The sequence below is a fragment of the Sphingomonas sp. P4_D12 genome (assembly GCF_056401895.1).
Window position 1 is genome coordinate 1 of the sequence record NZ_JBFUIL010000018.1, and the last position, 26,027, is coordinate 26,027.

The window sequence follows — 26,027 nt, forward strand, 5'->3', positions numbered from 1 at the left end:
GGAGCCCGCCGACTAGGAGCGCAGCGCAGTCGCGTAGCTGAAGCTACGCGCCAGCAAGCGACGACGCTCGGCGGGCTCCTGCGGGCAACCGCGAAGCGGCGGGCCGATTTTGCCGCCCGGACGTCGTCGCGCGTCGGTCACGATGCTAAAAGCATCGCTCCTTCCTTGCTCCTAGCCGGACACCAAAATCGGCTCCGTCACGACCTCGCGGTAACTGAGTACAGGCCCTAGGCCGATGGGAAGTTTCCTCGGCCGCTACAATCCGTTTCGCGCGTTGCTCGACCTGCGCCGCTATCTCGGCACGCGCAAGAAATACGAAATCCTGATCCTGTTCGGCTCGCTGATGCTCTGCATCCTGATCGTCGGGGCCTTCGCCGCCGGTTCGACCGTCCAGCGCGAGTGGCGGCGGCCGACCATCATCTACGTCCAGTCGTGGCGCGCCGACCGCAGCAATGCCGAGATCGTCGCGCAGCAGAAGATCGACGGCGAAAAGAAGAGGATCGAGGACGCCAAGCAGAAGAAGGAAGACGACGAGAGAAAGGCCGCGTTCAAGCGCCTGAACGATAAATTGTCGCCTTGGCTGTGAGTCCCGACCCGCGTTTCATGGGTGCCGCCTTGGCGCTGGCCGAGCGCGGGCGTGGGCGGACGGCGCCCAATCCCAATGTCGGCTGCGTGATCGTGAAGCATGGGCGTGTCGTCGGGCGCGGCTGGACCCAGCCCGGCGGGCGGCCGCATGCCGAGGCGATGGCGCTGGCGATGGCGGGCGACGCTGCGGCAGGCGCGACCGTCTATGTGACGCTCGAACCTTGCGCGCACCAATCGCCGCGCGGGCCGGCATGCAGCGATCTATTGATCGAAGCTGGCGTAGCCCAGGCCGTGATCGCGCTGGGCGACCCCGATCCGCGCACTGATGGCCAGGGCATCGCGCGATTGCGCGCCGCCGGGATCGCGGTGACCGAAGGGCTGATGACCGAGGAGGCGCGGCGCTCGATGGCCGGGTTCCTCACCCGTCGCGAATCCGGACGGCCGCACGTCACGCTCAAGCTCGCCACCTCGCTCGACGGCTGCATCGCGCGCGCCGATGGCGAATCAAAATGGATCACCGGAGACGCGGCGCGCGCGCATGCGCATCTCGAACGCGCGCGGCACGAGGCGATCCTGGTCGGGCGCGGCACTGCCGAAGCCGATGCGCCGCGGCTCGACGTCCGGCTCGGCGGGCTCGAACAGCACAGTCCGCGGCGCTTGCTGATGACTCGCCATCGCGGCGACCAGGAGCATTGGGAATGGGTCGACTCGCCCGCGGCGATCGCCGGGCTCGAGCAGATCGATCATGTCCTGGTCGAAGGCGGCGCCGGCGCCGCCTCGGCCTTCCTCGCCGACGATCTGGTCGACCGCTTGCTGCTCTATCGCGCGCCGATCCTGATCGGGGGCGGCCGTCCGGCGCTCGGCGACATCGGGCTTGGCCATCTCGCCGAGGCGCATGGCCGCTGGCGGTTGCACGACGCGCGGATGTTGGGCATCGACCGGCTGGAAATCTACGAACGCACCCGCTGACGATCGTCGGCGCAGCTTGGGAAATTAGCGATGTTCACCGGCATCATCTCCGATATCGGCACGATCCGCTCGATCGAGCATCGTGGCGACCTGCGCGCGGTAGTCGCAACCGCTTATGACACCAATGGGGTCGATCTCGGCGCGTCGATCTCGTGCTCCGGCGTGTGTCTGACCGTGATCGACAAAGGACCGGGCTGGTTCACTGTCGACATTTCCGGCGAGACCGTCTCGCGCACCGCGCAGGGGCAGTGGAGCGAAGGACGCAAGCTCAACCTCGAACGCGCGATGAAGCTGGGCGACGAGCTCGGCGGGCATATCGTCACCGGCCATGTCGACGGGGTCGCCGAAGTGGTGCGGGTCGAGCCCTCGGGCGATTCGAAGACGATCGCCTTCCGTGTCGCGCGCGACCTCGCGCCCTATATCGCCGCCAAGGGATCGGTGACGGTCGATGGCGTTTCGCTGACGGTCAATACGGTCAGCGACGGCACGGAGGGCGCCGAGTTCACGGTCAATCTGATCCCGCATACTCAGGCGGTGACGACACTAGGCGCGATCGAGGTCGGGCAGGCGGTCAATATCGAGATCGACGTACTCGCACGCTATTTGAGCCGTATGCGGTCGCTTCTCGAAAAGTAGCGTTTCAATGTGATTAGTGGCTGGACTCATCACATTTCAGTGTGATATTTCGCCAATCATGAGCACCATGCTGATCGATCGCGTTCGCGATCTCGTCTCCTCGGGCGGTATTTCGCGCTCGGGGCTTGCCCGCGCTGCCGGGCTTCACGCCAATTCGCTGCGCATGCTCGACGAGCCGGAATGGAATCCGACCGCCGATACGTTGCGCAAGCTGGAAGTCTATCTCGACCGGCGCGACAAACGCCCGGCGTTGGTCCCGATCGAGGAGATTATCGAGGAAGCGCGCAACGGCCGCATGACCATCCTGGTCGATGACGAGGATCGCGAGAATGAAGGCGATCTGATCATCCCGGCGCAAATGGCGACCCCCGACGCGATCAACTTCATGGCGCGCTATGGCCGCGGGCTGATCTGCCTGACCTTGACCGAGGCGCGGATCAAGCAACTCGAACTCGAACCAATGGTGCGCAACAATCGCACTCGCCACGGTACCGCCTTCACCGCGTCGATCGAGGCGCGCGAAGGGATCACCACCGGCATCTCGGCGCACGATCGCGCGCGCACCGTATCGGTCGCGATCGACGCGTCGAAGGGCGCGGAGGATATCGTCTCGCCCGGCCATGTCTTTCCGCTGATCGCGCGCGACGGCGGTGTCCTCGTCCGCGCCGGCCATACCGAGGCCGCGGTCGACGTCGCGCGGCTCGCCGGGCTCAACCCGTCGGGCGTGATCTGCGAGGTCATGAAGGACGATGGCACGATGGCGCGGATGGACGACCTGATCGCTTTCGCGCAGGAGCACAAGCTCAAGATCGGCACGATCCGCGACCTGATCGCCTATCGTCGTCAGCACGACCATCTCGTCGAGCGCCGCGCCGAGGCGCGCTTCACCAGCCGCTGGGGCGGCGAGTGGACCGCCCGGACCTATTACAACAAGGCCACCGGCACCGAGCAAATCGCGCTGATCAAGGGGCATCTCGACCCCGACAAGCCGACCCTGGTCCGGATGCACGCGATGAGCGTGTTCGCTGACTTGTTCGGAGAGGAAGGCAAGCGCGCCGGGCTGCTCGAACGCTCGATGGAGATCATCGGCAAGGCGGGCGCGGGCGTTGTCGTATTGTTGTCGCCATCGGGCGCGACCGGGTTCAGCCAGGCGCTGGAGCACAAGGCCGGCGCGCCGATGCCCGACGAATTGCGCGACTATGGTGTCGGCGCGCAAATCCTGACCGAATTGGGGGTCGAGGACATGATCCTGTTGACCAACACGCATCACATACTCGTCGCATTGGACGGCTATGGCCTGTCTATCGTAGGAGAACGCGCGATCGACATTGGGGGACTGGATTGATGGCGCGGATATTGATCGTCGAAGCGCGCTTCTACGACCATCTCAACGACATGCTGCTCGCCGGCGCGCGCCGCGCGATCGAGGAAGCGGGGCATGCGCACGAGACGGTGACCGTCCCCGGCGCGCTCGAAATCCCCGGCGCGCTCGCGCTGGCGGCGGAGACCGGGCGCTATGACGCTTATGTCGCGATCGGTGTGGTGATTCGCGGCGAGACCTATCATTTCGAGATCGTCTCGAATGAAAGCGCGCGCGGCATCATGGCGCTGACGATGGACGGCATCGCGATCGGCAACGGCATCCTCACCACCGAGAACGAGGCGCAGGCGATCTATCGCGCCGATCCCGATCAGGCCGACAAGGGCGGCGGCGCGGCCAAGGCGGCGCTGGCGATGCTCGACCTTCGGCAGAAATTCGGCTGACATGCCATCCGGGCCGCCGCCGTCGCGCTATCGCGTGATCGAGCGCGGCGGCCGGCTGCAGGTGATCGACACCTGGGCGGGGCGGCGGCCGCCGGCGATGGCGGCCTATACCGATCCGGTGCCGGTCGAGGACGTCGACCCGTCCGATCTGCCTTTCGGGGACACGGCGGCGGACGATTGGTCCGACACCGCGCCATCGCCTGGTGATTTTGCCGACAGGTCGGCCCAACCGGGAATGACGCTGGACCCGCCGGTCCCCTCCGCTCTTCCGCAACGCGCCCCCAATCTGGTGGCAGGGCCACCCGAGCTGCTGCGGAACGTCGCCGCCACGGTCTGCGGCGATACCCGCGATAGCGACGGCCGATTGGTGCTCAAGACCGCGCGCTTCTACGACAGCCGCGCGCCGCGGGCGATTGCGCTCGATCCGGACGGCGAGCGCGAGTTGGGACTGGCGATGCTGGTCGCGCTGGCGCTGGCGGTCGGCGCCGTGCTGTTCACCGTGACGCTCGGTTGGCCGGGGATCGTGGTCGGGGTGATCGCAATCGTGCTGGCGCGTCAGGTCAACCTGGTCGCGACGCCGTGGCTCGACCGGCTGGCGGCGCGGACCCGCTGACCGGTCACACCGTCCGGATCACACCGCGCCGGTGCAGATAATCCAGCAACTTGCGCCACAAGGGCATCGACATCAGCGCCGGCTGGCCGAACCAGGGATTGACGAAGCAGAACAGCAAGGCGGTCGCCGTCCCGAGGATCACCGCCCAGCCGCGCCGCCGGATCAGCGCGGCATATTCGGGGTCGAGATCGTCGGCCGCGACCGGGGGCGCCACCGCCATGCTGTTGTTCCACAGATTGCAGATGGCAACGAGCAGCAGCCAGCCGGAATAGGCGACGGCCGGCACCAGCCTGCCATAATAATCGCTGACCAAAGCGGTGAAGAACGGCATCCCCGCCACCGAGCATAACAGGAACAGATTGGGCATCAGCAATTTGGGCGACCAATGCCGCGCGCAATCGAATGCGCGGTGATGCCCGCTCCAGAACGCACCGATCACGAAGAAGGAGACGAAAAAGCCGATGAAATGCGGCGTCAGATGGGCGAGCGCCGCCAGGAAGGCGATGTCTGATGCGGCGTAGGGCAGCGCCGGCACCTTGAGCTCGATGACCAGCAAGGTGATCGAAATCGCGAACACCGCGTCGGAAAAGAATACCAGCCGTTCTAGCGCATGCGCCGGCGCACCGTGATGCATCGGCTGGTCGTTCGGCCCGTCGCTCATTTGTATCCCCCTGGAAATGCTATCTGGCATGGCGCCGCGGCGCTTGCCAAGCACGCATCGCTGCCGCCAATAGGGAGGGCGTTCGAGCATCGTGCGGAAAAAAGTGGGCAACGGATTTCCGCGACGCGATGCGACCACAAACGATTAGAGCGGCATGCCGCCCTAAGGAGAGAGCATGTCCGAGCAGAGCGTCTATCCAGTACCGGCCGATTGGGCCAAGCGTGCGAAGGTCAATCGCGCGGCGTATGAAAGGCTGCACGGGCGCAGCCTGGCCGATCCTGGCACCTTCTGGCTCGAACAGGCGCGCCGGCTCGACTGGATAAAGCGGCCGGAAATGGCCGGCGACTGGTCGTTCGGCCAGGACGATTTCCGCATCAGCTGGTTCGCGGACGGCGTGCTCAACGCAGCGGCCAATTGCCTCGACCGTCATCTCGCCACGCGCGGCGAGACGGTGGCGCTGATCTGGGAGCCCGACGATCCCAGCGAACAGCCGCGTCGCATCACCTATCGCGAGCTCCACCGCGACGTCTGCCGTTTCGCCAATGCGCTGAAGGACCAGGGCGTCGCCAAGGGCGATCGCGTCACCATCTACATGCCGATGATTCCCGAAGCGGCGGTCGCGATCCTGGCCTGTGCCAGGATCGGCGCGATCCATTCGGTGGTGTTCGGCGGCTTCTCGCCCGAAGCGCTGGCCGGGCGAATCGAGGATTGCGGATCGACTTTGGTGATCACCGCCGACGAAGGCCGGCGCGGTGGCAAGAAGGTCCCGCTCAAGGCCAATGTCGATGCCGCGCGCCGCCATGCGCCGGGACTGAACAAGGTCATCGTCGTCAAGGCGACCGGCGGCGACGTCGCGATGGGCGACGGCGATCTATGGTATCACGACCTGGTCGAGCAGGCGTCCGCCGAGTGCCGGCCCGAACCGATGAATGCGGAGGACCCGCTGTTCATCCTCTATACCTCGGGATCGACCGGCAAGCCCAAGGGCGTGCTCCATACCACCGCCGGCTATCTCGTCTGGGTCAGCCTCAGCCACGAACTGACCTTCGATTACCGGCCCGGCCAGATCTATTGGTGCGCGGCGGATATCGGCTGGGTCACCGGGCACAGCTATATCCTCTACGGCCCGCTCGCCAACGGCGCGACCAGCCTGATGTTCGAAGGCGTGCCCAATTGGCCCGACGCCAGCCGCATCTGGCAGGTTGTCGATCGTCACCAAGTCGAGATCATCTACACCGCGCCGACCGCGCTCCGCGCCCTGATGCGCGAAGGCGACGATTACGTGACGCGGACCAGCCGCCAGTCCCTGAAGCTGCTCGGCACGGTCGGCGAGCCGATCAATCCCGAGGCGTGGCGCTGGTATCATGAAGTGGTCGGCGAGGGGCGTTGCCCGATCGTCGACACCTGGTGGCAGACCGAGACCGGGGGGCACATGATCACGCCCCTGCCCGGCGCCGTCGACCTCAAGCCCGGCAGCGCGACCTTGCCGTTCCCCGGGGTCGATCCGCAGATCGTCGATAGCGACGGCAATGTCCTCAACGGCGCGACCGAAGGCAATCTGGTCATCGCCAGGAGTTGGCCGGGGCAGATGCGCAGCGTCTGGGGCGATCACGACCGCTTCTTCCAGACCTATTTCACCACCTATCCCGGAAAGTATTTCACCGGTGACGGCTGCCGCCGCGACGAGGACGGCTATTATTGGATCACCGGCCGCGTCGACGATGTGATCAACGTCAGCGGCCACCGCATGGGCACCGCCGAGGTCGAGAGCGCGTTGGTGCTCCATGCCAAGGTGGCCGAGGCGGCGGTGGTCGGCTTCCCGCACGACATCAAGGGGCAGGGCATCTACGCGTACGTCACGCTCAATGCCGGCGAAGAGCCGAGCGAGGCGTTGCGCAAGGAATTGGTGCAATGGGTACGGACCGAGATCGGCCCGATCGCCTCGCCCGACGCGGTGCAGTTCGCGCCGGGTCTGCCCAAGACGCGATCGGGCAAGATCATGCGCCGCATCCTGCGCAAGATCGCCGAGGGCGATGTGTCGAACCTGGGCGACATCTCGACCCTGGCCGATCCCGCGGTGGTCGACGATCTGGTGACGAACCGGGTCGGTTGATGCCGGTCGAGGCGGTTCGCGGCGACATCACGCGGCTCGAGGTCGACGCGATCGTCAACGCCGCCAATGCGTCGCTGCTCGGTGGCGGTGGGGTCGACGGCGCGATCCATCGCGCGGCCGGGCCCGAACTGGTCGCCGAATGCCGCATGCTCCACGGCTGCAAGCCTGGCCAGGCCAAGGCGACCAAAGGCTATCGCCTGCCCGCGCGCCATGTGATCCACACCGTCGGGCCGGTGTGGAATGGCGGGGGCAAGGGTGAGGCGGAGACGCTGGCGAGTTGCTATCGCGAAAGCCTAAAGGTGGCAGAGGGACTGGGCGCGCGCACGATCGCTTTTCCGGCAATCAGCACCGGTATTTACGGTTATCCGCGCGATGAAGCGGCTGCGATCGCGGTGCGCGAGACGATGGCTGCGGTGGACCGCTTTGACCGCATCCTGCTGGTGGCGTTCGATGAAGAGACGTTCGAACTCTACCGAGCGGGCCTGGACGAGTAGTTGGGCGGACGGCGGTGCCATTCTGACAGTCGTCACCCCGGGCTTGTCCCGGGGTCCACTCCTCCACCATCGAGCTGAGGCGATGCTGCGCGGTGGATGCCGGGACAAGCCCGGCATGACGCTTGGTGGGTGGGTTTCCACCGCCACCTCAAACTCACGGCGCGGTCAGGTCTTGAACAAAGCGACATACTCGGCTGTCTCGCGCCGCAGGATCGTCGAGTTGGCGTAGAGCGGGATTGCGCCTTCCTTCCAACGACCCAACCGAATACCGGCGACGCGCCCGCGCTCGAACGCGGCGGTGGCACGCGCTTCCGGCATCTCCAGGAAATGGATGTTGGACGGTGCCGGCGAGGCCCGGCGCGTCGCCAGCTTCTCGTGCTCGAGCGCCGTCATCAATTCGTCGACCCGGGCGTGCGCGCGCGCGATCGCCGCCGGGAACGTCTTGAGACCGTCGAGCGCCAGCAGCGCCGGCGCCCAGCCCTGATAAATCATCCCGCCGTAAAGATGCCGCCACTCGCGGGCGCGGGCGATATCGGCGGCGGTCCCGGCAAGCACCGCGCCGAATGGAGCGCCGAGATATTTGTAGAGCGAGACGTAGACGGTATCGAACGGCGCGGCATAAGCTTTCACGTCGATCGACGGTGGCGCCAGCAGCAATCGCGCGCCATCCAGATGCAGGCGCGTATTGTGCGCCTTTGCCAGCGCCGCGATCGCCGCCAGGTTAGCCGGTGCGATCATCTGGCCGTCGAGCCGGCGCACCGGGCTTTCGAGCGAGATCGCGCCGACCTTGAGCGGAAAGGGCCCTTTCTCGGCCGCGTCGAACGCGGCGGTCAGCTCGGCAATCGTCGGCGCGGCATGGCCCGACCCCAGCGGCACCAGGTTGACCCCGGACAGCCGCTGCGCCGTATCGCTTTCGTCGCGATAGAGATGGCTGTCGGCCTGGCAGAAGGCATGTGGATGCTCGCCGCACAGCACGCGCAATGCGACGTTGTTGGCGAGCGTCCCGGTGGGCAGGAAGGCGCCGGCCTCCTTCCCGAGCAAGGCGGCAAATGCCTGCTCGAGATCCTCGACGGCGCCGCCTGTCAGGTAGGAATCGCGAATCTTGCCTGGTTTGCCTGCCAGTGTTGCCAACTGGGCGACGGTGTCCGACGGGCTGCGCGACGCATCGTCGCCCACCAGCCAAACGCTGCGCGCGTCGACCGGGGGGAAATCGGCCGGCTTGGCCGCGGCGCCGTAATTCTGAGCGCGCAGCGGGACGGCAATGCCGGCAGCGAGCGCGGCCTGGAGCAGATGGCGTCGATCGAACAGCATGGAGGCTCCCCGGTACAAAACGGTGCGGAAACGTTATTTTGGGTGAATGTACGGCCTCGAATGACGAAGGCGAGCGCGATTATTGGGGAAGCCGATCGCTTCACACGAAACAGGCAATCTCGCCCATGTCGCGCGGGATCGGATAGCCGGTCACCTTGACTCCCGCCGCGTCGAGCCAGGCATGGGCATCGATCGCGCGTTTGTCGTTCGGGCGTGCGCCGAAATGCATCACGCTGGCGATTCCGCGCCGCCGCAGCATCGTGTGCGCGGCCATCGCCTGTTGCAGGCAGACCGAGCGGAACGGCATGAACGGAGCGGCCGAGCGGACTGCCCAGCCGATCGTGCGCGCGGTCGCCGCCTGGTCCGGGGTGGTCGCCGCCGCGCGCTGGGCGACGCGCGGGTCGGCGGGGGTGACGAAGTCGCCCAGCCGCCGCGCGACTCGCGAAAACGGCAGGACGAGCAAGAGCATCCGCGCCGCGAACATGCTGGCGCAGGCCTCCGCGACCAACAATTGGCGCCGCCACCCCACCCCCGCCAGCGTCTTCATTTTGTGCAGAATATCGCGCGCCATGATGCCGATGACTGACAGGGTTTGTTGGCGAAGTCGATTGCGCGCGCTTTGGCCCGCCGCTATATTTGGATAATACACGTAGGGCGGGAGTTTTCATAAAATGAACAAGAAGGTTTTGGGCCGGCTGGCGATCAGCGCCGCGGCGCTGGCGATTGCGATTCCGGCAGTGGCCAAGATGACGGCGACGCCGCGCTACGGCGCGTTCGGCATCGACCTCACCACGCAGGATAAAGCGGTCAAGGCCGGCGACGATTTCTGGACCTACGCCAATGGCGCCTGGGCCAAGCGGACCGAAATCCCGGCCGACAAGGGATCTGTCGGTTACGGCAACATCCTGAGCGACGAGGCCGAGGTCAACGTCCGCAAGATCCTCGACGACATGGCCGCCAATCCCGCCAAATACGGCGCGACCGGCAAGCAGGTCGGCGATTTCTACGCGAGCTGGATGGACGAAGCCGGCATCGAGGCCAAGGGCACCGCGCCGCTCAAACCCTATCTCGGCAAGATCGCGGCGGTCAGCGACCTGACCGGCCTGCAGACCCTGTTCGCGTCGACCGGTTATGCCTCGCCGGTCGAACTCGGCACGATCCCCAGCCTGTCGGATCCCGAGCATTATACCGCGGTCGCGGGCCAGGGTGGCCTGGGCATGCCGCGCGATTTCTACCTGCTGCCGGGCGAGAAGTACGACGCGTTCCGCAAGGCGTATCGCGCCTATATCCAGCAGATGCAGGAATTGGCCGGCATTCCCAATGCGGGGGCCAAGGCCGATGCGATCTTCGCGCTCGAAACCGCGATGGCCAAGGAGCAATGGTCGCCCGAGCAGAGCCGCGACATCGCCAAGCTCAACGACCCCGAGGATCTCGCCGGGCTCAAGGCCAAGGCACCCGAGTTCGACTGGGCGCTGATGCTCAAGACCGCCGGCCTCGAGTCGTCGCCCAAGGTGCTGATGACCAACAACACCGCGCTGACCGCGATGGGCAAGATCATGACCGCGACGCCGCTGCAGACGTGGAAGGACTATCTCGCCTTCCACTTCGTCAGCGACCACGCGACCTTCCTGCCCAAGGCGTTCGACGACGCGCGGTTCGACTTTTATTCGAAGACGCTGTCGGGCGTGCAGGTCAAGCGCGACCGCTGGAAGCGCGGCGTGCAGATGACCAATGGCGCGCTCGGCGAGGCGGTGGGCAAGCTCTATGTCGAGCAATATTTCCCGGCGTCGAGCAAGGCCAAGATGGCCGAGCTGATCGAGAATCTGCGCGCGGCTTATGGCGAAAAGATCGCCAAGTCGGCCTGGATGGATGAAGCCACCCGCAAGGCGGCGCTGGTCAAGCTGACCGCGTTCGAACCGCGCATCGGCAACCCGGACAAATATATCGACTATTCGTCGCTCCGCGTCGATCGCGGCGACCTGCTCGGCAATGCAATGCGCTCGGCCGAATTCGATCATCAGCTCGACCTGCAGCGTTTCCCCAAGCCGGTCGACCGCAGTTTGTGGGGCATGACGCCGCAGACGGTGAACGCCTATTACAACCCGCTCGCCAACCAGATCACCTTCCCGGCAGCGATCCTGCAGCCGCCATATTTCGATCCCAATGCCGATGCGGCGGTCAATTACGGGGCGATCGGCGCAATCATCGGCCACGAAATGGGCCATGGTTTCGACGATCAGGGCAGCCAGTTCGGCCCGACCGGCAAGTTCGAGAATTGGTGGACCGACGGCGCGAAGAAATCCTACACCGAGCATACCGCCGCGCTCGCCGCGCAATATGACGGTTATGAAGCGATCCCGGGGACCAAGATCAACGGCAAGCTCACGCTCGGTGAGAATATCGGCGATCTGAGCGGCGTCGAAACCGCTTACGCCGCTTATCAGCTCTATCAGGCGAAGCACGGCAAGGCGCCGGTGATCGGCGGCCTGACCGGCGACCAGCGCTTCTTCCTCGCTTATGCCCAGGCCTGGCAGGCGAAGCTGCGCGAAGGTCTGCAGCGCCAATTGCTGCTGACCGACCCGCATTCGCCGGCCAAGTACCGCGTCAACGGGATCGTCCGCAACGTCGACGCCTGGTACAAAGCGTTCGACATCAAGCCCGGCGACGCGCTGTATCTGCCGCCTGAAAAGCGCGTCCATATCTGGTAAGCATTCGAGATATCGAGCTTAAAGGGGGCGTCCGCGATCCGATCGCGGGCGCCCCTTCTTTACTGGACAGGCCGCCAGTCGCGACGAGGTATCCCGAATGTCGAACAAGGATCGCACGATCATGATCCACCGCCGCACGCCCGAATCGGCGGCGATGGCGGCGAACACCCAGCGCGCGATGGCGATCACGCCCATCCTCAACCGCCTGACCTATGCCGATGGCGATGAGATCCGGCGAGTGTTCAGCGACTTGATCGGCCGCCCGGTCGACGCCAGCTTCATGCTGATCCCGCCTTTCTACACCGCGCATGGCAGCGACATCCGGGTCGGGCGCAACGTGTTCATCAACCAGAATTGCACGATCTACGATCTGGGCGGGGTCGATATCGGCGACGACGTGCTGATCGGCCCGAACGTCAGCATCATCACTTCGGGCCATCCGCTCGAGCCCTCGCGGCGCCGCGACGGCGTGACCGCGGCGCCGATCGTGATCGAACGCAATGTGTGGATCGCCGCCGGCGCGACGATCATCGGCGGCGTCACCGTCGGCGAGAATTCGGTGGTCGCGGCGGGAGCGGTTGTGACCAAGGATGTTCCGCCGAACAGTCTGGTCGCCGGCGTGCCGGCCAAGGTCATCCGTTCGCTTGACGGCTGAGCAACCACTGTCTTCGGAGGCGCTTGACTCAAATGTAAGTTATGACTTACCGTAAGTCATGGCTAACCGAATCGCCGTCGCCCTCAACGCGCTCGCCGACCCCACGCGCCGGACGATCTTCGAGCGCGTCGGCGCTGGCCCCGGCGCGGTGGGAGAGATCGCCGCCGGGCTGCCGGTGTCGCGGCCGGCCGTGTCGCAGCATCTCAAGGTGCTGAAGGAGGCTGGGTTGGTGACCGACACGCCCGACGGCACGCGCCGCGTCTACCGCCTCGATCCGCGCGGGCTGGGCGCCTTGCGCGACTGGCTCGACCTTTTCTGGGGCGACCAGCTCAATGCGTTCAAGGATTTTACCGACCAGCAGGAGAGCCCCGAATGAGCATTGCCCCGATCGTCCAGTCGGTAACCGTCGCGGTGCCGCCCGATCGCGCCTTTGCCCTGTTCACCGGGTCGATCGGCCGCTGGTGGAAGCGCGGCATGACGATCGGCGCCAAGCCGCACGAGGAGGTGGTGATCGAACCGCGCGCCGGCGGGCGCTGGTTCGAGCGCGACGAGGATGGCGTCGAGACCGACTGGGGCAAGGTACTCGCCTGGGAACCGCCCGGTCGCGTGTTGCTCGGCTGGCAGATCGATGCCGCGTTCAAACACGATCCTAATCTCACCACTGAAGTCGACGTGACGTTCGTGCCCGACGGAATCGGCACCCGCGTGACGCTGACTCACAGCCGGCTCGAACGCTTCGGCGAGTCGGCCGAGCGCATCGCCGCGCAGCTCGGCGGCGGCTGGCCGGGCCTGCTGCAATTGTTCGCTGACCTTACCGAAAAGGACGCATGATGAGCGACTTCGTGATCCACGGCATTCCCGGCAGCCCCTATGTCCGCGCGCCGTTGCTTGCGTTGGAGGAAAAGGGCTTGTCCTGGCGGCTTGATCCCTTGCCGATGGGCGGCAATCGGACGCCCGATTACAAAGCGCGGCTGCATCCCTTCGCCAAGATCCCGGTGCTCGATCATGGCGATTTCCGCCTCTACGAAACGCGCGCGATCCTCGATTATGTCGATCAGGTCGCGCCGGAGCCGGCGCTGACGCCGACCGATTGCAGGCTGCGCGCGCGAATGAACCAGGTAATAGGGATCGTCGATTCCTATGTCGCGCCGCGGCTCAGCGGAGCGGTGACCTTCCCCCGCCTCGTCGCGGCGCGGTTCGGCATGGCGGTAGACGACGCCGCGGTGGTCGCCGCGATCCCGGCCGCGCAGGAAGTGGTGGATGAGCTAGCGCGCCTGCTCGGCGACCAGGACTATATCGCGGGGCCGGCGCTCAGCCTGGCCGATCTGATGCTGATCCCGCATCTCGCCTTCATGCCCGATTTCACCGAAGGCGCGGCGATGATCGCGCCGTATGCCAATCTCGCCGCCTGGATCGAACGGGTGAAAGCGCGGCCGAGCATGGCGGCGACGGAATGGGTCGTGCTGGTCGACCGGTTCCCAATGGCGGAAGCAGCTTAGTTCCAACGGCTGCCTTGTTCGCCCTCTCCCGCAAGCGGGTGCGCCGGGTCGGTTATGCCCCCGGCATGACCTGAACAGCGCGGGGCGCTGTTCACCCGGTGCAGGTTGGGTGGGGGTCTTCTTCCTTCTTCCAAGCGGTTGACGCCCAAAAAGAAGAAAGAAGACCCTCACCCTCCCACCGCCTTACGGCGGCGGGCCCCTCCCTCTCCCGCAAGCGGGAGAGGGCTAAGTACGCAGGTGGCGGAGCCAGTAGCCGCCCACGCTTAACAGGCGGGGCCGGGCGAGTTCAGTTCGGCACGCCCCACAGGGTGGCGCGGTCACGCGCGAGCGATTTCATGAATTGGTCGAGATCGATCAGCCGCGTCTCGATCTCGCCGGCGTCGACGCCGCGCCACACCGAAATATCGTAGCCGGCTCTGGCTTTCTTGAGGTCCTGGCCGGCGCGATAACGGTCGGTGATGTAGAGCAGTTCGAGCAATTCGGTGGGCCGATGGCGTTTGTCGGCTTTGATGACCCCGTATTTGACGAAATATTCCGTCATGATCCCGTCGTTCGATGTGCTGACCATCACCATACCCCTTTTGTATTACGGAGATGGGGGCGCGTGACGGCGAATCCAGACCTGACGTCGGCCTTCGGCAACTTAGAGCGTGATGACGTGAGTTTGMCKCGYCGTGATTGCCCGGGCGTGTTCGCTGGCAAGGAGCGGTGTGCAGCGCGTAGCGGCGCTACGCGCAAGGRCCGCGACGCAGACCAGCGGGCGCGCCCGGGCAACCGCAAAGCGGCGGGCRCCTTTTGRCGCAGSGCAGCGTCTCTCGTCGGTCACGATGCATTCTGCATCGCTCCGCTCCTCGTTCCTCGCCCTGCGCCAAAATCCGCTCCGTCAAGGCGGGTCAAACTCATGTCATCACGCGCTAAACCTTCGAAACGCCCATTGCGATCAGGCTGTTGGCGGTGTCGACCACGCTGTCGGCGGCGGCGCGCGGGCGCCAGCCGAGCTTTTCCATCGCGTGAGTCGGTTCGGCGTGGCGGACCTTGCCGAGTTCGCCGATCAATTGGCGCACCGCGGGGTCGAACAGCGACACGATCCGCATCACCCAATTGGGCATGCGCCGCTTCGGCACCTTGCCGGCATGATCGGGCAGCCGCTCGCGCAGGATCGCGGCGATCTCCATCAGGCGGAGGAAACCGTGCGGCGCCACCGCCATGAAACGCTCGCCGCTAATATCGGGCGCGGACAGCGCGCGGACATGCAAGTCGGCGACGTCGCGCACATCGACCAGGTTCAGGCCGATATCGGGCAGGGCTGGATAGGCGCCCTCGAGCACGCGTTTTACCACTTCGAGCGACGGCGAAAAATCGGTGCCGAGCAACGGCCCGACGACCAGTCCGGGATTGACCGTGACGAATTCCAGGCTGCCGCCCTCGGCCGCGATCCAGTCGCGCGCGGCGCGCTCGGCGATCGTTTTCGACTTGGCATAAGCGGAGACCTGCTTGGCAGTTACGTCGGTCCAGTCGGCCTCGGTGAAACTGTCTTTGCCCTCCGCGCGGCCATAGAAGATCGCCGCCACCGACGAGGTCATCACCAGCCGCGTGACCCCGGCATCGCGAGCGAAACGGAGCGCGCGCAACGCGCCGTCGCGCGCCGGGACGATCAACTCATTCTCGTCCTTCACGTTGTGCAATGGGATGGGGGAGGCCATGTGGACGACATGGCTGCACCCGGCCATCGCCTCGGCCCAGCCGGCGTTGCCGGTCAGATCGGCGGCGAAGAAGGACAGGCGGTCATTGTCGACCTTGAGCCAGTCGCGGACCTCGGCTTCGCGGCCAAGGCTGCGGATGGTGGCGCGGACCGTCCAGCCTTGCTCGATCAGCTGGCGGATGGTGAAGCCGGCGATATAGCCGCTGCCCCCGGTGACCAGAACCACGCCTGCCATATGTCTCTCCTGTTGCACGTCTGGCTAGCAGATTGGTTTCAATCCGCAACGTGTCAGTGATTGACCGGCGCCTGCCCAAGGGGGAGAGCAGGGCGATGAAAGCGCTGCTCGTCTCCGAACTCGGTCCCGATTTCGCCGGCTGCGCGCTGGCCGAGCTACCCGATCCGGTGCGGACACCGGGGCAAGTGCTGATCCGGGTCCGCGCGGCGTCGCTCAACTTTCCCGATCTGTTGATGACCGAGGGCAGATATCAGCTGAAGCCCGATCTGCCGTTCGTTCCCGGCATGGAAGTCGCGGGCGATGTCATCGAAGCCGATAGCGATAGCGGCTTCGCGCCGGGCGACGCGGTGGTCGCGGGGACGCGGCTCGGCGGGTTCGCCGAATTGGTTGCCGTCGATGCGCGCAGCGTGCGGCGGCTTCCCGCCAATCTCGATTTCGCCGCGGGCGCGAGCGTCGGGGCTGCCTATAACACCGCTTATGTCTCGCTGGTGCGCTGCGCCAATGTCCAGCCCGGCGAGTGGGTGCTGGTCCACGGCGCGACCGGCGGGGTCGGGCTGGCCGCGGTCGATCTGGCCAAGGCGCTCGGCGCGCGGGTCATCGCGACGTCGCGCTCGCCGGACAAGCTCGCGACATTGGCGGCGGACTATATGGTCGACGCTGCCTTGCCGGCGCCGGGCTTTCGTGAGGCGGTCAAGGAGATCACCGGCAGTGGTGCCGATGTGATCTTCGACCCCGTCGGTGGCGACGTGTTCGACGAAAGCACGCGCAGCATCGCGTTCGGCGGCCGGTTGCTGGTGATCGGCTTCACCTCGGGACGGATCGCCAGCGTCGCGACCAACATCCCGCTGATCAAGGGATTTTCGGTGATCGGCGTCCGCGCCGGCGAATATGGCCGCCGCTTCCCCGACAAGGGCCGCGAGAATCAGGACGCGATCTGGGCGCTGGCGGCAGAAGGCCGCATCCGCCCGCGGGTCGATAGCCGATACGCGCTGGCCGACTGGCGCGCGGCATTCGAGGCGATGCGCGACAGCCGGATGGTCGGCAAGATCGTGATCGAGCCGTAGCGTATCCGCACCCAAGAGCTGAATCCGGCCAAGCTGAATCGTCACGCCGGCCCTGTGCCGGCGTCCACCGGGCCGCAAACCAACGAGCCGATAGAGGTGCTGCACAGTGGATGCCGGCACAAGGCCGGCATGACGGACGAAGCTGATCGTGAACGCCTCCGATAAACACGCAAAAAACAAGAAACCCCGGCGGTCGCGAAGACCGCCGGGGTTCGTGGTCGGCCCCGACACCCTGTGAAGGGGGGTTGGTGCCGAGGCCGTACGCCTGTGGCGCTTACGCGCCTCAGCCGCCCAGCAGTTTGAGCACGCCTTGCGAGCTCTGGTTCGCCTGGGCCAGCATCGCCGTCGACGCCTGGCTCAGGATCTGGGCCTTGGCGAGGTTGGTCGATTCGGCCGAGAAGTCGGCATCCTGGATGCGGCTGCGCGCATCGGTCAGGTTGGTCGAATTGTTGGTCAGATTGTTGACCGCCGACTGCAGACGGTTCTGCGCGGCGCCGAGGCCGGCGCGGGTCGTCGACACTTCGGCGATCGCATCGTCGAACGCGCTCAGCGTCAGGCCAGTCTTCATCTTGTTGGCGGTGAAATCGACGACGGCCGACAGCTTGGTCGTCGCGGCGTTGAGCTGGCTGAACGACATCTGGACGGTGTCGCTCGAATTGGCGCCCGCCTGGATCGTCACGTTGTTCGTCGCGGTCGCGAACAGATTCTTGCCGTTATAGCTGGTGTTGGCGACGATCGAGCTGATCTGCGCGCCCAGCGCGTCCTGCTCCGCCGTGATGTTGGCGGCGTCGGTGGTCGAATAGGTGCCGTTGGCGCCCTGCACCGCAAGCTCGCGCATACGCTGGAGCATGTTGGTGACTTCGTCGAGCGCGCCTTCAGCGGTCTGCGCCATCGAGATGCCGTCATTGGCGTTGCGCACGCCCTGGTTCATGCCGCGGATCTGCGAGGTCATCGAGGCCGAGATGGCGAGGCCGGCGGCGTCGTCCTTGGCCGAGTTGATGCGCATGCCGGTGGACAGGCGGTTCATGGCCGTCGACAATGCGTCGTTGGCTTTGGTCGAAGCATTCTGCGCTCGAAGCGCGGAAATATTGCTACCGATAACGGTCATAATGGTCTCCGTTGCTGACGCTCCCCGCCACCCCCAAGGCAGAAGGTCGAGCCGTCGACAGCAACGAACGACCGCTTTCGCGACCGTTTAAGTAAATTTTTTCGTCACCATGAAAATCCCGGCGGCGGTTGGGCCGCCGGGATCTTCTGGTACGCTTCACTCGAAGCCTGTCCTGCCCAGCCCTCGGGGGGATGGGACTGGGCAGGATCCTTCATTAGCCGAGCAGCTTGAGCACGCCCTGCTGCGACTGGTTGGCCTGGGCCAGCATCGAGGTCGACGCCTGGGCGAGGATCTGCGCCTTCGCCAGGTTGGTCGATTCCGACGAGAAGTCGGCGTCCTGGATGCGGCTGCGCGCGTCGGTCAGGTTGGTCGCGTTGCTGGTCAGGTTGTTGACCGCCGACTGCAGACGGTTCTGGCTGGCACCGAGACCCGCGCGGGTCGTCGACACTTCGTTGATCGCGTCGTCGAACGCGCTCAGCGCCAGGCCGGTCTTCATCTTGCTGGCCGCGAAGTCGACCACGGCCGACAGCTTGGTCGTGCCGGCGTTGAGCTGGGTGAAGTCGACCGAGATCGCGTCGGCCGTGTTGGCGCCGGCCTGGACCGAAACGGTGTTCGACGCAGTGGCGAACAGGTTCTTGCCGTTGAACGCGGTGTTGGTGATGATCGAGCCGATCTGAGCGGACAGAGCGTCCTGCTCCGCCGTGATGTTGGCGGCGTCGGTGGTCGAATAGGTGCCGTTGGCCGACTGCACCGCGAGCTCACGCATACGCTGCAGCATGTTGTTGACCTCGTCCAGCGCGCCTTCACCGGTCTGCGCCATCGAGATGCCGTCATTGGCGTTGCGCACGCCCTGGTTCATGCCCTTGATCTGGGCAGTCATCGAGGCCGAGATGGCGAGGCCGGCGGCGTCGTCCTTGGCCGAGTTGATGCGCTGACCGGTCGACAGGCGGTTCATCGCCGTCGAGAGGGCCAGGTTCGCCTGGTTAGAGGCATTCGTCGCACGAAGCGCCGAAACGTTGCTTCCGATAACAGTCATGTCCGTGTCTCCACTTGCTACGACGATCCCCGCCTCTCCCCCGAATAGTGCGAGGGGCCGAGCCGTCTGAACCGGAGAACGGCAGGTATTTGCCGGGCTTTAGGCAAAAAATTGCCGGTCCTTTGCCGGTCACCCCCATTTCGGGTCGCCGCGCGGTAATTTTTTGCCGCCGTTGCCGGATGGTTTACGTCTCGTTTACCAAGTTCCGGGCATGTCCCTCTTCGACGAAGGGGGAATACATGCGTTCGATCTTTCCATCCGACCTGGTGATGCGGCAAAAATATGCCTTGGTCTCTTCGCTGCGTGCGCAGGGCCTGGCGGTTGCCGAGGGCGATGCCCGGCCGCAGGCGAGCGACGTCTTCCTGGTGATGGAAGGCGAGACGCCGCCGATCGCCGACCGCACTCTGGTCATCGGCAGCGAAGGGCGCGGGTTCCGGCGCGGAACGGGCGGTACGCCCACGCGCCTCTCTTTCGGTCCGGCCGACAATGCGATCGGATCGGCTTTCGCTTATGCTTATGCCGCCGGCCCCGAGGCGCCGACCGCCGCCGACCCCGAGAGCCTGGCGCTGTTCGCGCTGGCCGAGCGCGTCGCCGATGCCGACATCACGGTATTGATCAACGGCCCGACCGGCACCGGCAAGGAAGTGCTGGCGCGCACCATCCACCTGAAATCGCGCCGTCGCGACAAGCCGTTCGTCGCGATCAATTGCGCGGCGCTCCCGGAAACCATGCTCGAAGCCTTGCTGTTCGGCCATCAGAAGGGCGCCTTCACCGGCGCCAGTGCGGCGGGCGAAGGCTTTTTCCGCGCGGCCGAGGGCGGCACCCTGCTGCTCGACGAGATCGCCGAGATGCCGCTTCAGCTCCAGTCCAAATTGCTCCGCGTGCTGCAGGAGCGCGAAGTCATCCCGATCGGCGCATCGACGCCGATCCCGATCGACGTCCGCATCATCGCCTGCGCCAACCGCGACCTGCACGAGGAAGTCGCCGCCGGCCGCTTCCGCTCCGACCTTTATTACCGTCTGTCGGTATTCCCGCTGACCACGCGCTCGCTGGCCGATCGCCCGCAGGACATTCCCGCGCTCGCCGCCGCGATGATCCTGCGCCATTCGGGCACGCGCCAGTCGATCCCCTGGCCTGACCAGGGCGCGATCGACACGCTGATGGCGCACGACTGGCCGGGCAATGTCCGCGAACTCGAAAATGTGATCCAGCGCGCTTTGCTGTTTGCCGCCGGCGACACGATCGGTGCGAACCATATCGTGTTCGACCGCCGTCCCGAGCCCAAGGCCGATCCGGTCCCCGGGCGCAGCGCCGACACGCTCGCCAATGTCGTCCAGTTCAGCGAGTTCCAGGCGATCCGCGAAACGCTTGCCGCCTGTGGCGGCAGCCGGATCGAGACCGCGCGCCGGCTGGGCATTTCCGAACGCACGCTTCGCTACCGTCTCGCCAGAGCGCGCGAGCAGGGTGAAGATATTACGAGGATGTGGGCATGAGCGGCATCAATGGCATTGGCGGCGCGATGAGCGTCGACCGGGTGATGGCGCTGCGCGCGCAGATCCTGGAGCGCAATACGGCGCTGGCGCGTGCCGGGGCGGCGGGGCCGACGGCCGCGCCCGCCACGGTCCAGCCGGCCGGACCCGCCAGTTTCGCGGACTCGCTGACCAGCGCGCTCAACAGCGTCAACGACAGCCAGAACCGCGCGTCGGACATCTCCGCTTCGTACGAACGCGGCGAGACGATCGACATCGCCAAGGTGATGCTGGCCCGCCAGGAGGCGTCGGTCAGCTTCGAAGCGACCTTGCAAGTCAGGAACAAGCTCTTGTCCGCTTATAAGGACATTATGAGCATGCCGGTTTGAGATAGGCCATGAGCAACGAACTCACCCAATCCGCCCCGCTCGCCGCCGAGCGTTTCGCCAATCCGCTGAAGCAGGTCCAGGGCCTGCTCGGTCAACCCGCGATCCGCCGCAGCTTGCCGATGATCCTGATGGTCGGGCTGATCGCGTCCGCCGCGCTCGCCTGGTTCATGCTGTCGACGCCGACGCAGAAGACTCTGTTCACGGGCTTGCCCGACAGCGACAAGTCGCAAGTCATGGCCGCGCTCAAGACCGGCGGCATCACCGGCCGGATCGACGAATCGACCGACGCGCTGACCGTCAACGAGGACGAATATTCCAAGGCGCGGATGCTGCTCGCCGGCCAGGGGCTGCCCAAGGCGGCGCCGGGCGGCTACGCGATCCTCGACAATCTGCCGATGGGTGTCAGCCGCGCGGTGGAAGGCGAACGGTTGCGCCAGGCGCGCGAGACCGAGCTTGCCCGCTCGATCCAGGATATCGACGCCGTTGCCGAAGCGCGGGTGCATCTCGCCGTGCCGGAAAACACTGTGTTCGTGCGCGACAATGCCGCGCCATCGGCCAGCGTCATGGTCAAGCTCCAGGCCGGCCGCGCGCTCAGCGACGCGCAGGTCTCGTCGATCATCAATCTCGTCGCCTCGTCGGTGCCGGGGATGAAGCCCGACGATGTCACCATCGTCGACCAGATGGGCGCGCTCTTGTCCAAGCCGGGCGCCGGCAGCGACAGCAACGACGCCGCGGTGCGCTACCAGCGCCAGGTCGAACAGAAATATCGCGAGCAGCTCAGCCAGTTGCTGACGCCGTTGGTCGGCGCGGGCAATTTCACCGCCGAAGTGACCGCCGACGTCAATCTCGACGACACCAGCTCGACGCGCGAAAGCTATGACAAGGCCGGTGCGCTGCGCGCCGAGCAGGGCAATTGGACCAACAAGGACGCTCCCAGCGCGCAGCCGCCGGGCGGAATTCCGGGGGCATTGTCGAACACCCCGCCGCCGCCGACCACGGTCGCGACGCCGACGCCCACGCCGACCCCCGCTCCCGGCGCGACGCCGGCGGCCGGAGCGGCGGGCGCGCCTGCCGCCGCGGCCGGTGCCGCCAACTCGCCGGTGATGCCCGACACGGCCAAGGCGAGCGACAGCTATGCCCGTGCCTATGATCTCGGCCGCGAAGTCTCGGTCACCCGCAATGCCCCGGGCGCGCTCAAGCGCTTGTCGGTGGCGGTCGTGCTGCGCGACGTCGAAGGATCGAAGCCGCGCTCGCCGGTCGAGATGCAGCAGATCACGCAATTGGTGAATTCGGCGGTCGGCGCCAACACCGCGCGCGGCGACCAGGTCACCGTGATCAGCCGCCGCTTCGCCGCGGCGCCTGATCTCGGCGGTGGCCAGCCCTGGTACGAAAGCGGCTGGCTGGCGATGGTCCTGCGCAACGTTACCGCGATCGTCATCGCCTTGCTGGTGCTGATGCTCGGCGTTCGCCCGCTATCCAAAGCGCTGATGAAGAAGCGCGACGATGCCGGGCGCGGTGGACGTGACCTCAATGCGACCTTCGGGATCGGTTCGCCGATGGCGGCCGGCACCGGCAGTGGCCCCAACGGCCAGCCGGTCAGCATCGACGCGCTCGAAAGCGCGCAGAATTTCGACGACCGGATCGGGATGGTCCGCGGCTTCACCCGCGACAACCCGACGCGCGCCGCGCTGGCGGTGCGTGACATGATCAAATCGGACGCCCGCTGATGAACGCTCCCGCCTCTTTCCGCGCCTATTCGGGCGTCGAACGCGCCGCCGTGCTGATGATGCTGGTCGGCGAGGAGGAGGCCGCGGCCATCCTCCAGAAGCTCGACCCCGAGGAAGTCCGCCAGCTCGGCAAGGCGATGTTCGCCGTCGCCGATGTCGGCGAGCCCGAGGTGCAGATGGTGCTCGACGATTTTGTCGGCAAAGCACGCGATCGCACCGCGATCGGGTTCGACCCGAAGCCGCTCATCGAGACGATGATGACCCGTGCGCTCGGCCCCGAAAAGGCCGATAGCGTGCTGGCGCGGATCACCCCGCCCGACGCGCAATGCCAGATCGACCTGCTCGACTGGATGGACGCGGCCGAGATCGCGGCGATGATCGAGAAGGAACATCCCCAGATCGCCGCGGTGGTCATCGCTAATCTCGACCAGGACGTCGCCGGCCAGGTACTCGAATTGCTGCCCGATGCGTCGCAGCCCGAAATCCTCCACCGCGTCGCGCGGCTGGGGCCGATCACGCCCGAGGCGGTCGATACGCTCCGCACCATGCTCGCCAATCGTAGCGGCGCTGGCGGCCAGTCGGCCGGGGTGATGCTCGGCGGCACCAAGGAAGCCGCCCGCATCCTGTCGGGCGCGCGCAAGACCACCGAACAGCGCGTCATGCCCAAATTGTTCAAGATCGACCGCGAAGTCGCCAAGGCGATCGAGGAGGCTTTGTTCGTGTTCGAGAATCTGCTCGACATGGACGACAAGAATCTCGGTACGCTCATCCGCAATATCGACAGCGACTTGCTCACGCGCGCGCTCAAGGGCGTGGACGAGGCGACGCGCAACCGCTTCCTCGGTTGCATGTCGTCGCGCGCCGCCGACGGCATCCGCGACGAGATGGAAGCGCGCGGCCCGATGAAGCTCAGCGAAGTGCTCGACGCGCAAAAGGCGATCATCCAGCTTGCCCGCGCGCTCGCCAAGGACGGCACCATCATGATGGGCGGCGACGACGACTATGTCTGACCGCCCGCTCAACGACTTCGTCGCCGGGTTCGCCAGCCGCCACGATCAGGCGGGCGCCGCGCTGCGCCGTGCCTTCGCGGCCAAGGGGGTGGCTTTCTCGCCGCGCGACATGACTCCCGAACCGCCGCCCGCGCCCGATGCGCGGCCGCGGCATTTCGAGCCGGCGGATCGCCAGGAGGATCCGACCGAGGGCTGGGATCCGTTCGACACCACGCAACAGCCGTCAGGCTTCGTCGATCCGATCGCGACCGCCAGGGCTGCCGGCTATGACGAAGGCGTCGCCGCGGCGATGGCCCAGATCGCCGCCAATGCGGCGCGCGACCGCGCCTTGATCGATGGCCTGATCGCCGCGATCAACGACGATCGCCGCATCGACCGCGACCGGCTGGCCGGCCATCTCCGCCAGACGGTGATGCAATTGGTCCGCCACATGGTCGGCGAGGCGGGCGTCGACGCCGATCTGCTCAATCGCCGCGTCGCGGTCGCCGCCGGCATGCTCGCCGACGACGCCGAATCGGCGGTGCTGCGGCTCAACCCCGAGGACATGCCGCTGGTCGACGGCCATCTGCCGGCCAACATCTTCGCCGCCGGCGACATCAAGGTCGAGCGCGGTCATTTCGTGCTCGAATCCGCGGCGACGATCGTCGAGGACGGACCGGATCTGTGGATCGAGCAACTCGCCCAGGCGATCGACCGCGCGGCGTTGCCGGAATGATGATCGTTTCGCAAATCCTCCCCGGCACGGGGAGGGGGACCGCGCGCGCTAGCGCGTGGTGGAGGGGGTTCTCCTCGCCTACATCGCTTGGGGCTCGCCCCCTCCACCAAGCCGCTGCGCGGCTTGGTCCCCCTCCCCGTAAACGGGGAGGATTTTAAGATGCTGAACCGCTTCGCCGAAGACTATCTCGAAAGCCTTGGCACCGCCGACTTCGTGCCGCAGCCCAAGATATCGGGCCGCCTGGCGTCGTTCGACGGGCTGCTGATGGAAGCGGTCGGGCTCAACCTGTCGGTCGGCACGGTGTGTCAGGTCGGCGCCGCCGGCGGCGCCAAGGTCGAGGCCGAAGTGATCGGCTTCCGCAATGGCCGCACCTTGCTGATGAATCTCGGCGGTCCCGCCGCTTTGCTCCCGCAATCGCCGGTCCGCCCGGTCGGCGCGCCAGGCGCCGCCGAAGTCGGTGCCGCATTGCTCGGCCGCGTGGTCGATGGCGCGGGCAAGCCGATCGATGGGCTGGGGCCAATCCGCGGCGCCCAGCATTGGCCGCTAGCCGGCAAACTGCAAGGTCCGCTCGATCGCGGCCGCGTGCTCCAGCCGATGGACGTCGGCGTGCGTGCGATCAACGGACTGCTGACGATCGGCCAGGGCCAGCGCGTTGGCATCATGGCCGGATCGGGCGTCGGTAAATCGGTGCTGCTCGGGATGATGGTCCGCGCCGCGCAAGCAGACGTCGTCGTCATCGGCCTGATCGGCGAACGCAGTCGCGAAGTTGCCGATTTCCTCGAGACCAAGGTCGCCGGAGAGGCGCGCGCGCGCTCGGTCGTCGTCGCGGTGCCCGCCAACCATTCGCCGGTGCTGCGCATCCGCGGCGCGCTGCGCGCTACCGCGATTGCCGAAGGTTTTCGCGCCGAGGGCAAGAAAGTCCTGCTGATCATGGATTCGCTGACTCGCGTGGCGCATGCCGGGCGTGAGATCGGCCTCGCCTTGGGCGAGCCCGCCTCCGCGCGCGGCTATCCGCCATCGGCGATCGCGATGCTGCCCAATCTGATCGAGCGCGCCGGCACTGACGTCAATACCGGCGGATCGATCACCGCTATCTATACCGTGCTCGCCGATGGCGACGACGGCAACGATCCCGTGGTCGACAGCGCGCGCTCGATCCTCGACGGCCATATCGTGCTGAGCCGCGCGCTTGCCGAACGCGGCGTGTATCCGGCGATCGATCTCGGCCCGTCGGTCAGCCGGGTGATGACCGACATCGTGCCGGCCGAGCATATCGCCGCCGCGCGCATCCTGCGTCGCCACCTCGCCACCTATGAGGAAAATCGCGACCTGGTGCTGATGGGCGCCTATCGCGGCGGGGTCGATCCGGAGATCGACGCGGCGATCGCCTATCATCCTGCCGTGATGGAATATATCCGCCAGGACGCCGACACCAAGGTCTCGTTGCCCGACGCGGTCGCCGAATTGATCGGCGTCTTTGGAAATGTTTGATATGAGGGCGGTGCCGGCCCGCACCCCCACCCGGCCGCCCAATACCATTATTCTATGGGCGGCCGGGTGGGGG

The 26,027-nt window shown here is 66.2% G+C and carries 27 protein-coding genes; 20 read left to right on the top strand and 7 right to left on the bottom strand.

Going from position 1 to position 26,027, the window contains the following annotated elements; translation table 11 throughout:
- The first annotated feature begins 235 nt into the window (after window positions 1–235).
- The 6 genes from AC1DSD_RS21525 to AC1DSD_RS21550 are packed head-to-tail and all read left to right on the top strand — an operon-like array spanning window position 236 to window position 4,567.
- On the top strand, window positions 236–586 hold the full coding sequence (locus AC1DSD_RS21525) for a hypothetical protein (protein ID WP_478032983.1): 351 nt from the start codon (window positions 236–238) through the stop codon (window positions 584–586).
- Between the two features lie 17 nt (window positions 587–603).
- On the top strand, window positions 604–1,554 hold the full coding sequence (gene ribD / locus AC1DSD_RS21530; RefSeq protein WP_478032984.1) for a bifunctional diaminohydroxyphosphoribosylaminopyrimidine deaminase/5-amino-6-(5-phosphoribosylamino)uracil reductase RibD: 951 nt from the start codon (window positions 604–606) through the stop codon (window positions 1,552–1,554).
- A 30-nt stretch (window positions 1,555–1,584) separates the two neighbouring features.
- Window positions 1,585–2,190: a riboflavin synthase gene (locus AC1DSD_RS21535; protein ID WP_478032986.1), complete on the top strand. Its 606-nt coding sequence runs from the start codon at window positions 1,585–1,587 to the stop codon at window positions 2,188–2,190.
- A gap of 58 nt (window positions 2,191–2,248) precedes the next feature.
- Window positions 2,249–3,535 (top strand): 3,4-dihydroxy-2-butanone-4-phosphate synthase, encoded by a 1,287-nt coding sequence (gene ribB, locus AC1DSD_RS21540; RefSeq protein ID WP_478032987.1) that lies wholly within the window; start codon window positions 2,249–2,251, stop codon window positions 3,533–3,535.
- On the top strand, window positions 3,535–3,954 hold the full coding sequence (gene ribH / locus AC1DSD_RS21545) for a 6,7-dimethyl-8-ribityllumazine synthase (RefSeq protein ID WP_478032988.1): 420 nt from the start codon (window positions 3,535–3,537) through the stop codon (window positions 3,952–3,954). The genes ribB and ribH overlap by 1 nt, the downstream gene beginning before the upstream one ends.
- Before the next feature lies 1 nt (window position 3,955).
- Window positions 3,956–4,567: a hypothetical protein gene (locus tag AC1DSD_RS21550; protein ID WP_478032990.1), complete on the top strand. Its 612-nt coding sequence runs from the start codon at window positions 3,956–3,958 to the stop codon at window positions 4,565–4,567.
- 4 nt (window positions 4,568–4,571) lie between these two features.
- Here AC1DSD_RS21550 and AC1DSD_RS21555 read toward each other — a convergent pair whose 3' ends face one another.
- The gene (locus tag AC1DSD_RS21555; protein WP_478032991.1) at window positions 4,572–5,228 is read right to left on the bottom strand and encodes a TMEM175 family protein; all 657 of its coding nucleotides are present in this window, start codon (window positions 5,226–5,228) and stop codon (window positions 4,572–4,574) included.
- Window positions 5,229–5,403: 175 nt separating this feature from the next.
- Here AC1DSD_RS21555 and acs point away from each other — a divergent pair, with 175 nt between their 5' ends.
- Entirely contained in the window at window positions 5,404–7,341 is a 1,938-nt protein-coding gene (gene acs / locus AC1DSD_RS21560; RefSeq protein ID WP_478032992.1) for an acetate--CoA ligase, read from the top strand.
- A complete protein-coding gene (locus AC1DSD_RS21565) occupies window positions 7,341–7,835 on the top strand; it encodes an O-acetyl-ADP-ribose deacetylase (RefSeq protein WP_478032993.1) in 495 nt (164 codons plus the stop codon). Before acs ends, AC1DSD_RS21565 begins: the two co-directional genes overlap by 1 nt.
- Before the next feature lie 165 nt (window positions 7,836–8,000).
- Here AC1DSD_RS21565 and AC1DSD_RS21570 read toward each other — a convergent pair whose 3' ends face one another.
- Together AC1DSD_RS21570 and AC1DSD_RS21575 are read right to left on the bottom strand one after the other, a co-directional pair.
- Window positions 8,001–9,146, bottom strand: a complete 1,146-nt coding sequence (locus AC1DSD_RS21570) for a threonine aldolase family protein (protein ID WP_478032994.1) — start codon at window positions 9,144–9,146, stop codon at window positions 8,001–8,003.
- A gap of 100 nt (window positions 9,147–9,246) precedes the next feature.
- A complete protein-coding gene (locus AC1DSD_RS21575; protein ID WP_478032995.1) occupies window positions 9,247–9,717 on the bottom strand; it encodes a lasso peptide biosynthesis B2 protein in 471 nt (156 codons plus the stop codon).
- A gap of 100 nt (window positions 9,718–9,817) precedes the next feature.
- Here AC1DSD_RS21575 and AC1DSD_RS21580 point away from each other — a divergent pair, with 100 nt between their 5' ends.
- The 5 genes from AC1DSD_RS21580 to AC1DSD_RS21600 all read left to right on the top strand — a co-directional run bounded on the left by AC1DSD_RS21580 (window position 9,818) and on the right by AC1DSD_RS21600 (window position 14,008).
- On the top strand, window positions 9,818–11,854 hold the full coding sequence (locus tag AC1DSD_RS21580) for a M13 family metallopeptidase (protein WP_478032997.1): 2,037 nt from the start codon (window positions 9,818–9,820) through the stop codon (window positions 11,852–11,854).
- Window positions 11,855–11,951: 97 nt separating this feature from the next.
- A complete protein-coding gene (locus tag AC1DSD_RS21585; protein WP_478032998.1) occupies window positions 11,952–12,509 on the top strand; it encodes a sugar O-acetyltransferase in 558 nt (185 codons plus the stop codon).
- 58 nt (window positions 12,510–12,567) lie between these two features.
- Window positions 12,568–12,885 (top strand): ArsR/SmtB family transcription factor, encoded by a 318-nt coding sequence (locus AC1DSD_RS21590; protein ID WP_478032999.1) that lies wholly within the window; start codon window positions 12,568–12,570, stop codon window positions 12,883–12,885.
- Window positions 12,882–13,340: an SRPBCC family protein gene (locus AC1DSD_RS21595; protein WP_478033000.1), complete on the top strand. Its 459-nt coding sequence runs from the start codon at window positions 12,882–12,884 to the stop codon at window positions 13,338–13,340. The genes AC1DSD_RS21590 and AC1DSD_RS21595 overlap by 4 nt, the downstream gene beginning before the upstream one ends.
- Window positions 13,340–14,008: a glutathione S-transferase family protein gene (locus AC1DSD_RS21600; RefSeq protein ID WP_478033002.1), complete on the top strand. Its 669-nt coding sequence runs from the start codon at window positions 13,340–13,342 to the stop codon at window positions 14,006–14,008. The genes AC1DSD_RS21595 and AC1DSD_RS21600 overlap by 1 nt, the downstream gene beginning before the upstream one ends.
- Before the next feature lie 286 nt (window positions 14,009–14,294).
- Here the strand turns inward: AC1DSD_RS21600 and AC1DSD_RS21605 are convergent, their stop codons facing one another.
- Both AC1DSD_RS21605 and AC1DSD_RS21610 read right to left on the bottom strand, forming a co-directional pair.
- A complete protein-coding gene (locus tag AC1DSD_RS21605) occupies window positions 14,295–14,576 on the bottom strand; it encodes a hypothetical protein (protein WP_478033003.1) in 282 nt (93 codons plus the stop codon).
- Window positions 14,577–14,922: 346 nt separating this feature from the next.
- A complete protein-coding gene (locus tag AC1DSD_RS21610) occupies window positions 14,923–15,945 on the bottom strand; it encodes an NAD-dependent epimerase/dehydratase family protein (RefSeq protein WP_478033004.1) in 1,023 nt (340 codons plus the stop codon).
- Between the two features lie 95 nt (window positions 15,946–16,040).
- Here AC1DSD_RS21610 and AC1DSD_RS21615 point away from each other — a divergent pair, with 95 nt between their 5' ends.
- Window positions 16,041–17,009, top strand: a complete 969-nt coding sequence (locus AC1DSD_RS21615) for an NADPH:quinone oxidoreductase family protein (protein WP_478033005.1) — start codon at window positions 16,041–16,043, stop codon at window positions 17,007–17,009.
- A 283-nt stretch (window positions 17,010–17,292) separates the two neighbouring features.
- Here the strand turns inward: AC1DSD_RS21615 and AC1DSD_RS21620 are convergent, their stop codons facing one another.
- Window positions 17,293–18,117: a flagellin N-terminal helical domain-containing protein gene (locus tag AC1DSD_RS21620; protein WP_478033007.1), complete on the bottom strand. Its 825-nt coding sequence runs from the start codon at window positions 18,115–18,117 to the stop codon at window positions 17,293–17,295.
- A gap of 214 nt (window positions 18,118–18,331) precedes the next feature.
- Window positions 18,332–19,153, bottom strand: coding sequence for a flagellin N-terminal helical domain-containing protein (locus AC1DSD_RS21625; protein WP_478033008.1), 822 nt, complete (start codon window positions 19,151–19,153; stop codon window positions 18,332–18,334).
- Window positions 19,154–19,392: 239 nt separating this feature from the next.
- On the opposite strand from AC1DSD_RS21625, the gene AC1DSD_RS21630 reads away from it, so the two are divergent.
- The 6 genes from AC1DSD_RS21630 (at window position 19,393) to AC1DSD_RS21655 (ending at window position 25,954) form a co-directional block, all read left to right on the top strand.
- On the top strand, window positions 19,393–20,646 hold the full coding sequence (locus AC1DSD_RS21630; protein WP_478033009.1) for a sigma-54 interaction domain-containing protein: 1,254 nt from the start codon (window positions 19,393–19,395) through the stop codon (window positions 20,644–20,646).
- Entirely contained in the window at window positions 20,643–21,011 is a 369-nt protein-coding gene (gene fliE, locus AC1DSD_RS21635; RefSeq protein ID WP_478033010.1) for a flagellar hook-basal body complex protein FliE, read from the top strand. Before AC1DSD_RS21630 ends, fliE begins: the two co-directional genes overlap by 4 nt.
- 8 nt (window positions 21,012–21,019) lie before the next feature.
- The gene (fliF, locus tag AC1DSD_RS21640; protein WP_478033011.1) at window positions 21,020–22,738 is read left to right on the top strand and encodes a flagellar basal-body MS-ring/collar protein FliF; all 1,719 of its coding nucleotides are present in this window, start codon (window positions 21,020–21,022) and stop codon (window positions 22,736–22,738) included.
- Complete coding sequence (gene fliG / locus AC1DSD_RS21645; protein WP_478033012.1) at window positions 22,738–23,748, top strand: flagellar motor switch protein FliG; 1,011 nt, start codon at window positions 22,738–22,740, stop codon at window positions 23,746–23,748. Before fliF ends, fliG begins: the two co-directional genes overlap by 1 nt.
- Window positions 23,741–24,463, top strand: coding sequence for a FliH/SctL family protein (locus tag AC1DSD_RS21650; RefSeq protein WP_478033014.1), 723 nt, complete (start codon window positions 23,741–23,743; stop codon window positions 24,461–24,463). The genes fliG and AC1DSD_RS21650 overlap by 8 nt, the downstream gene beginning before the upstream one ends.
- Window positions 24,464–24,622: 159 nt before the next feature.
- Entirely contained in the window at window positions 24,623–25,954 is a 1,332-nt protein-coding gene (locus AC1DSD_RS21655; protein ID WP_478033015.1) for a FliI/YscN family ATPase, read from the top strand.
- Window positions 25,955–26,027 lie beyond the last annotated feature (73 nt).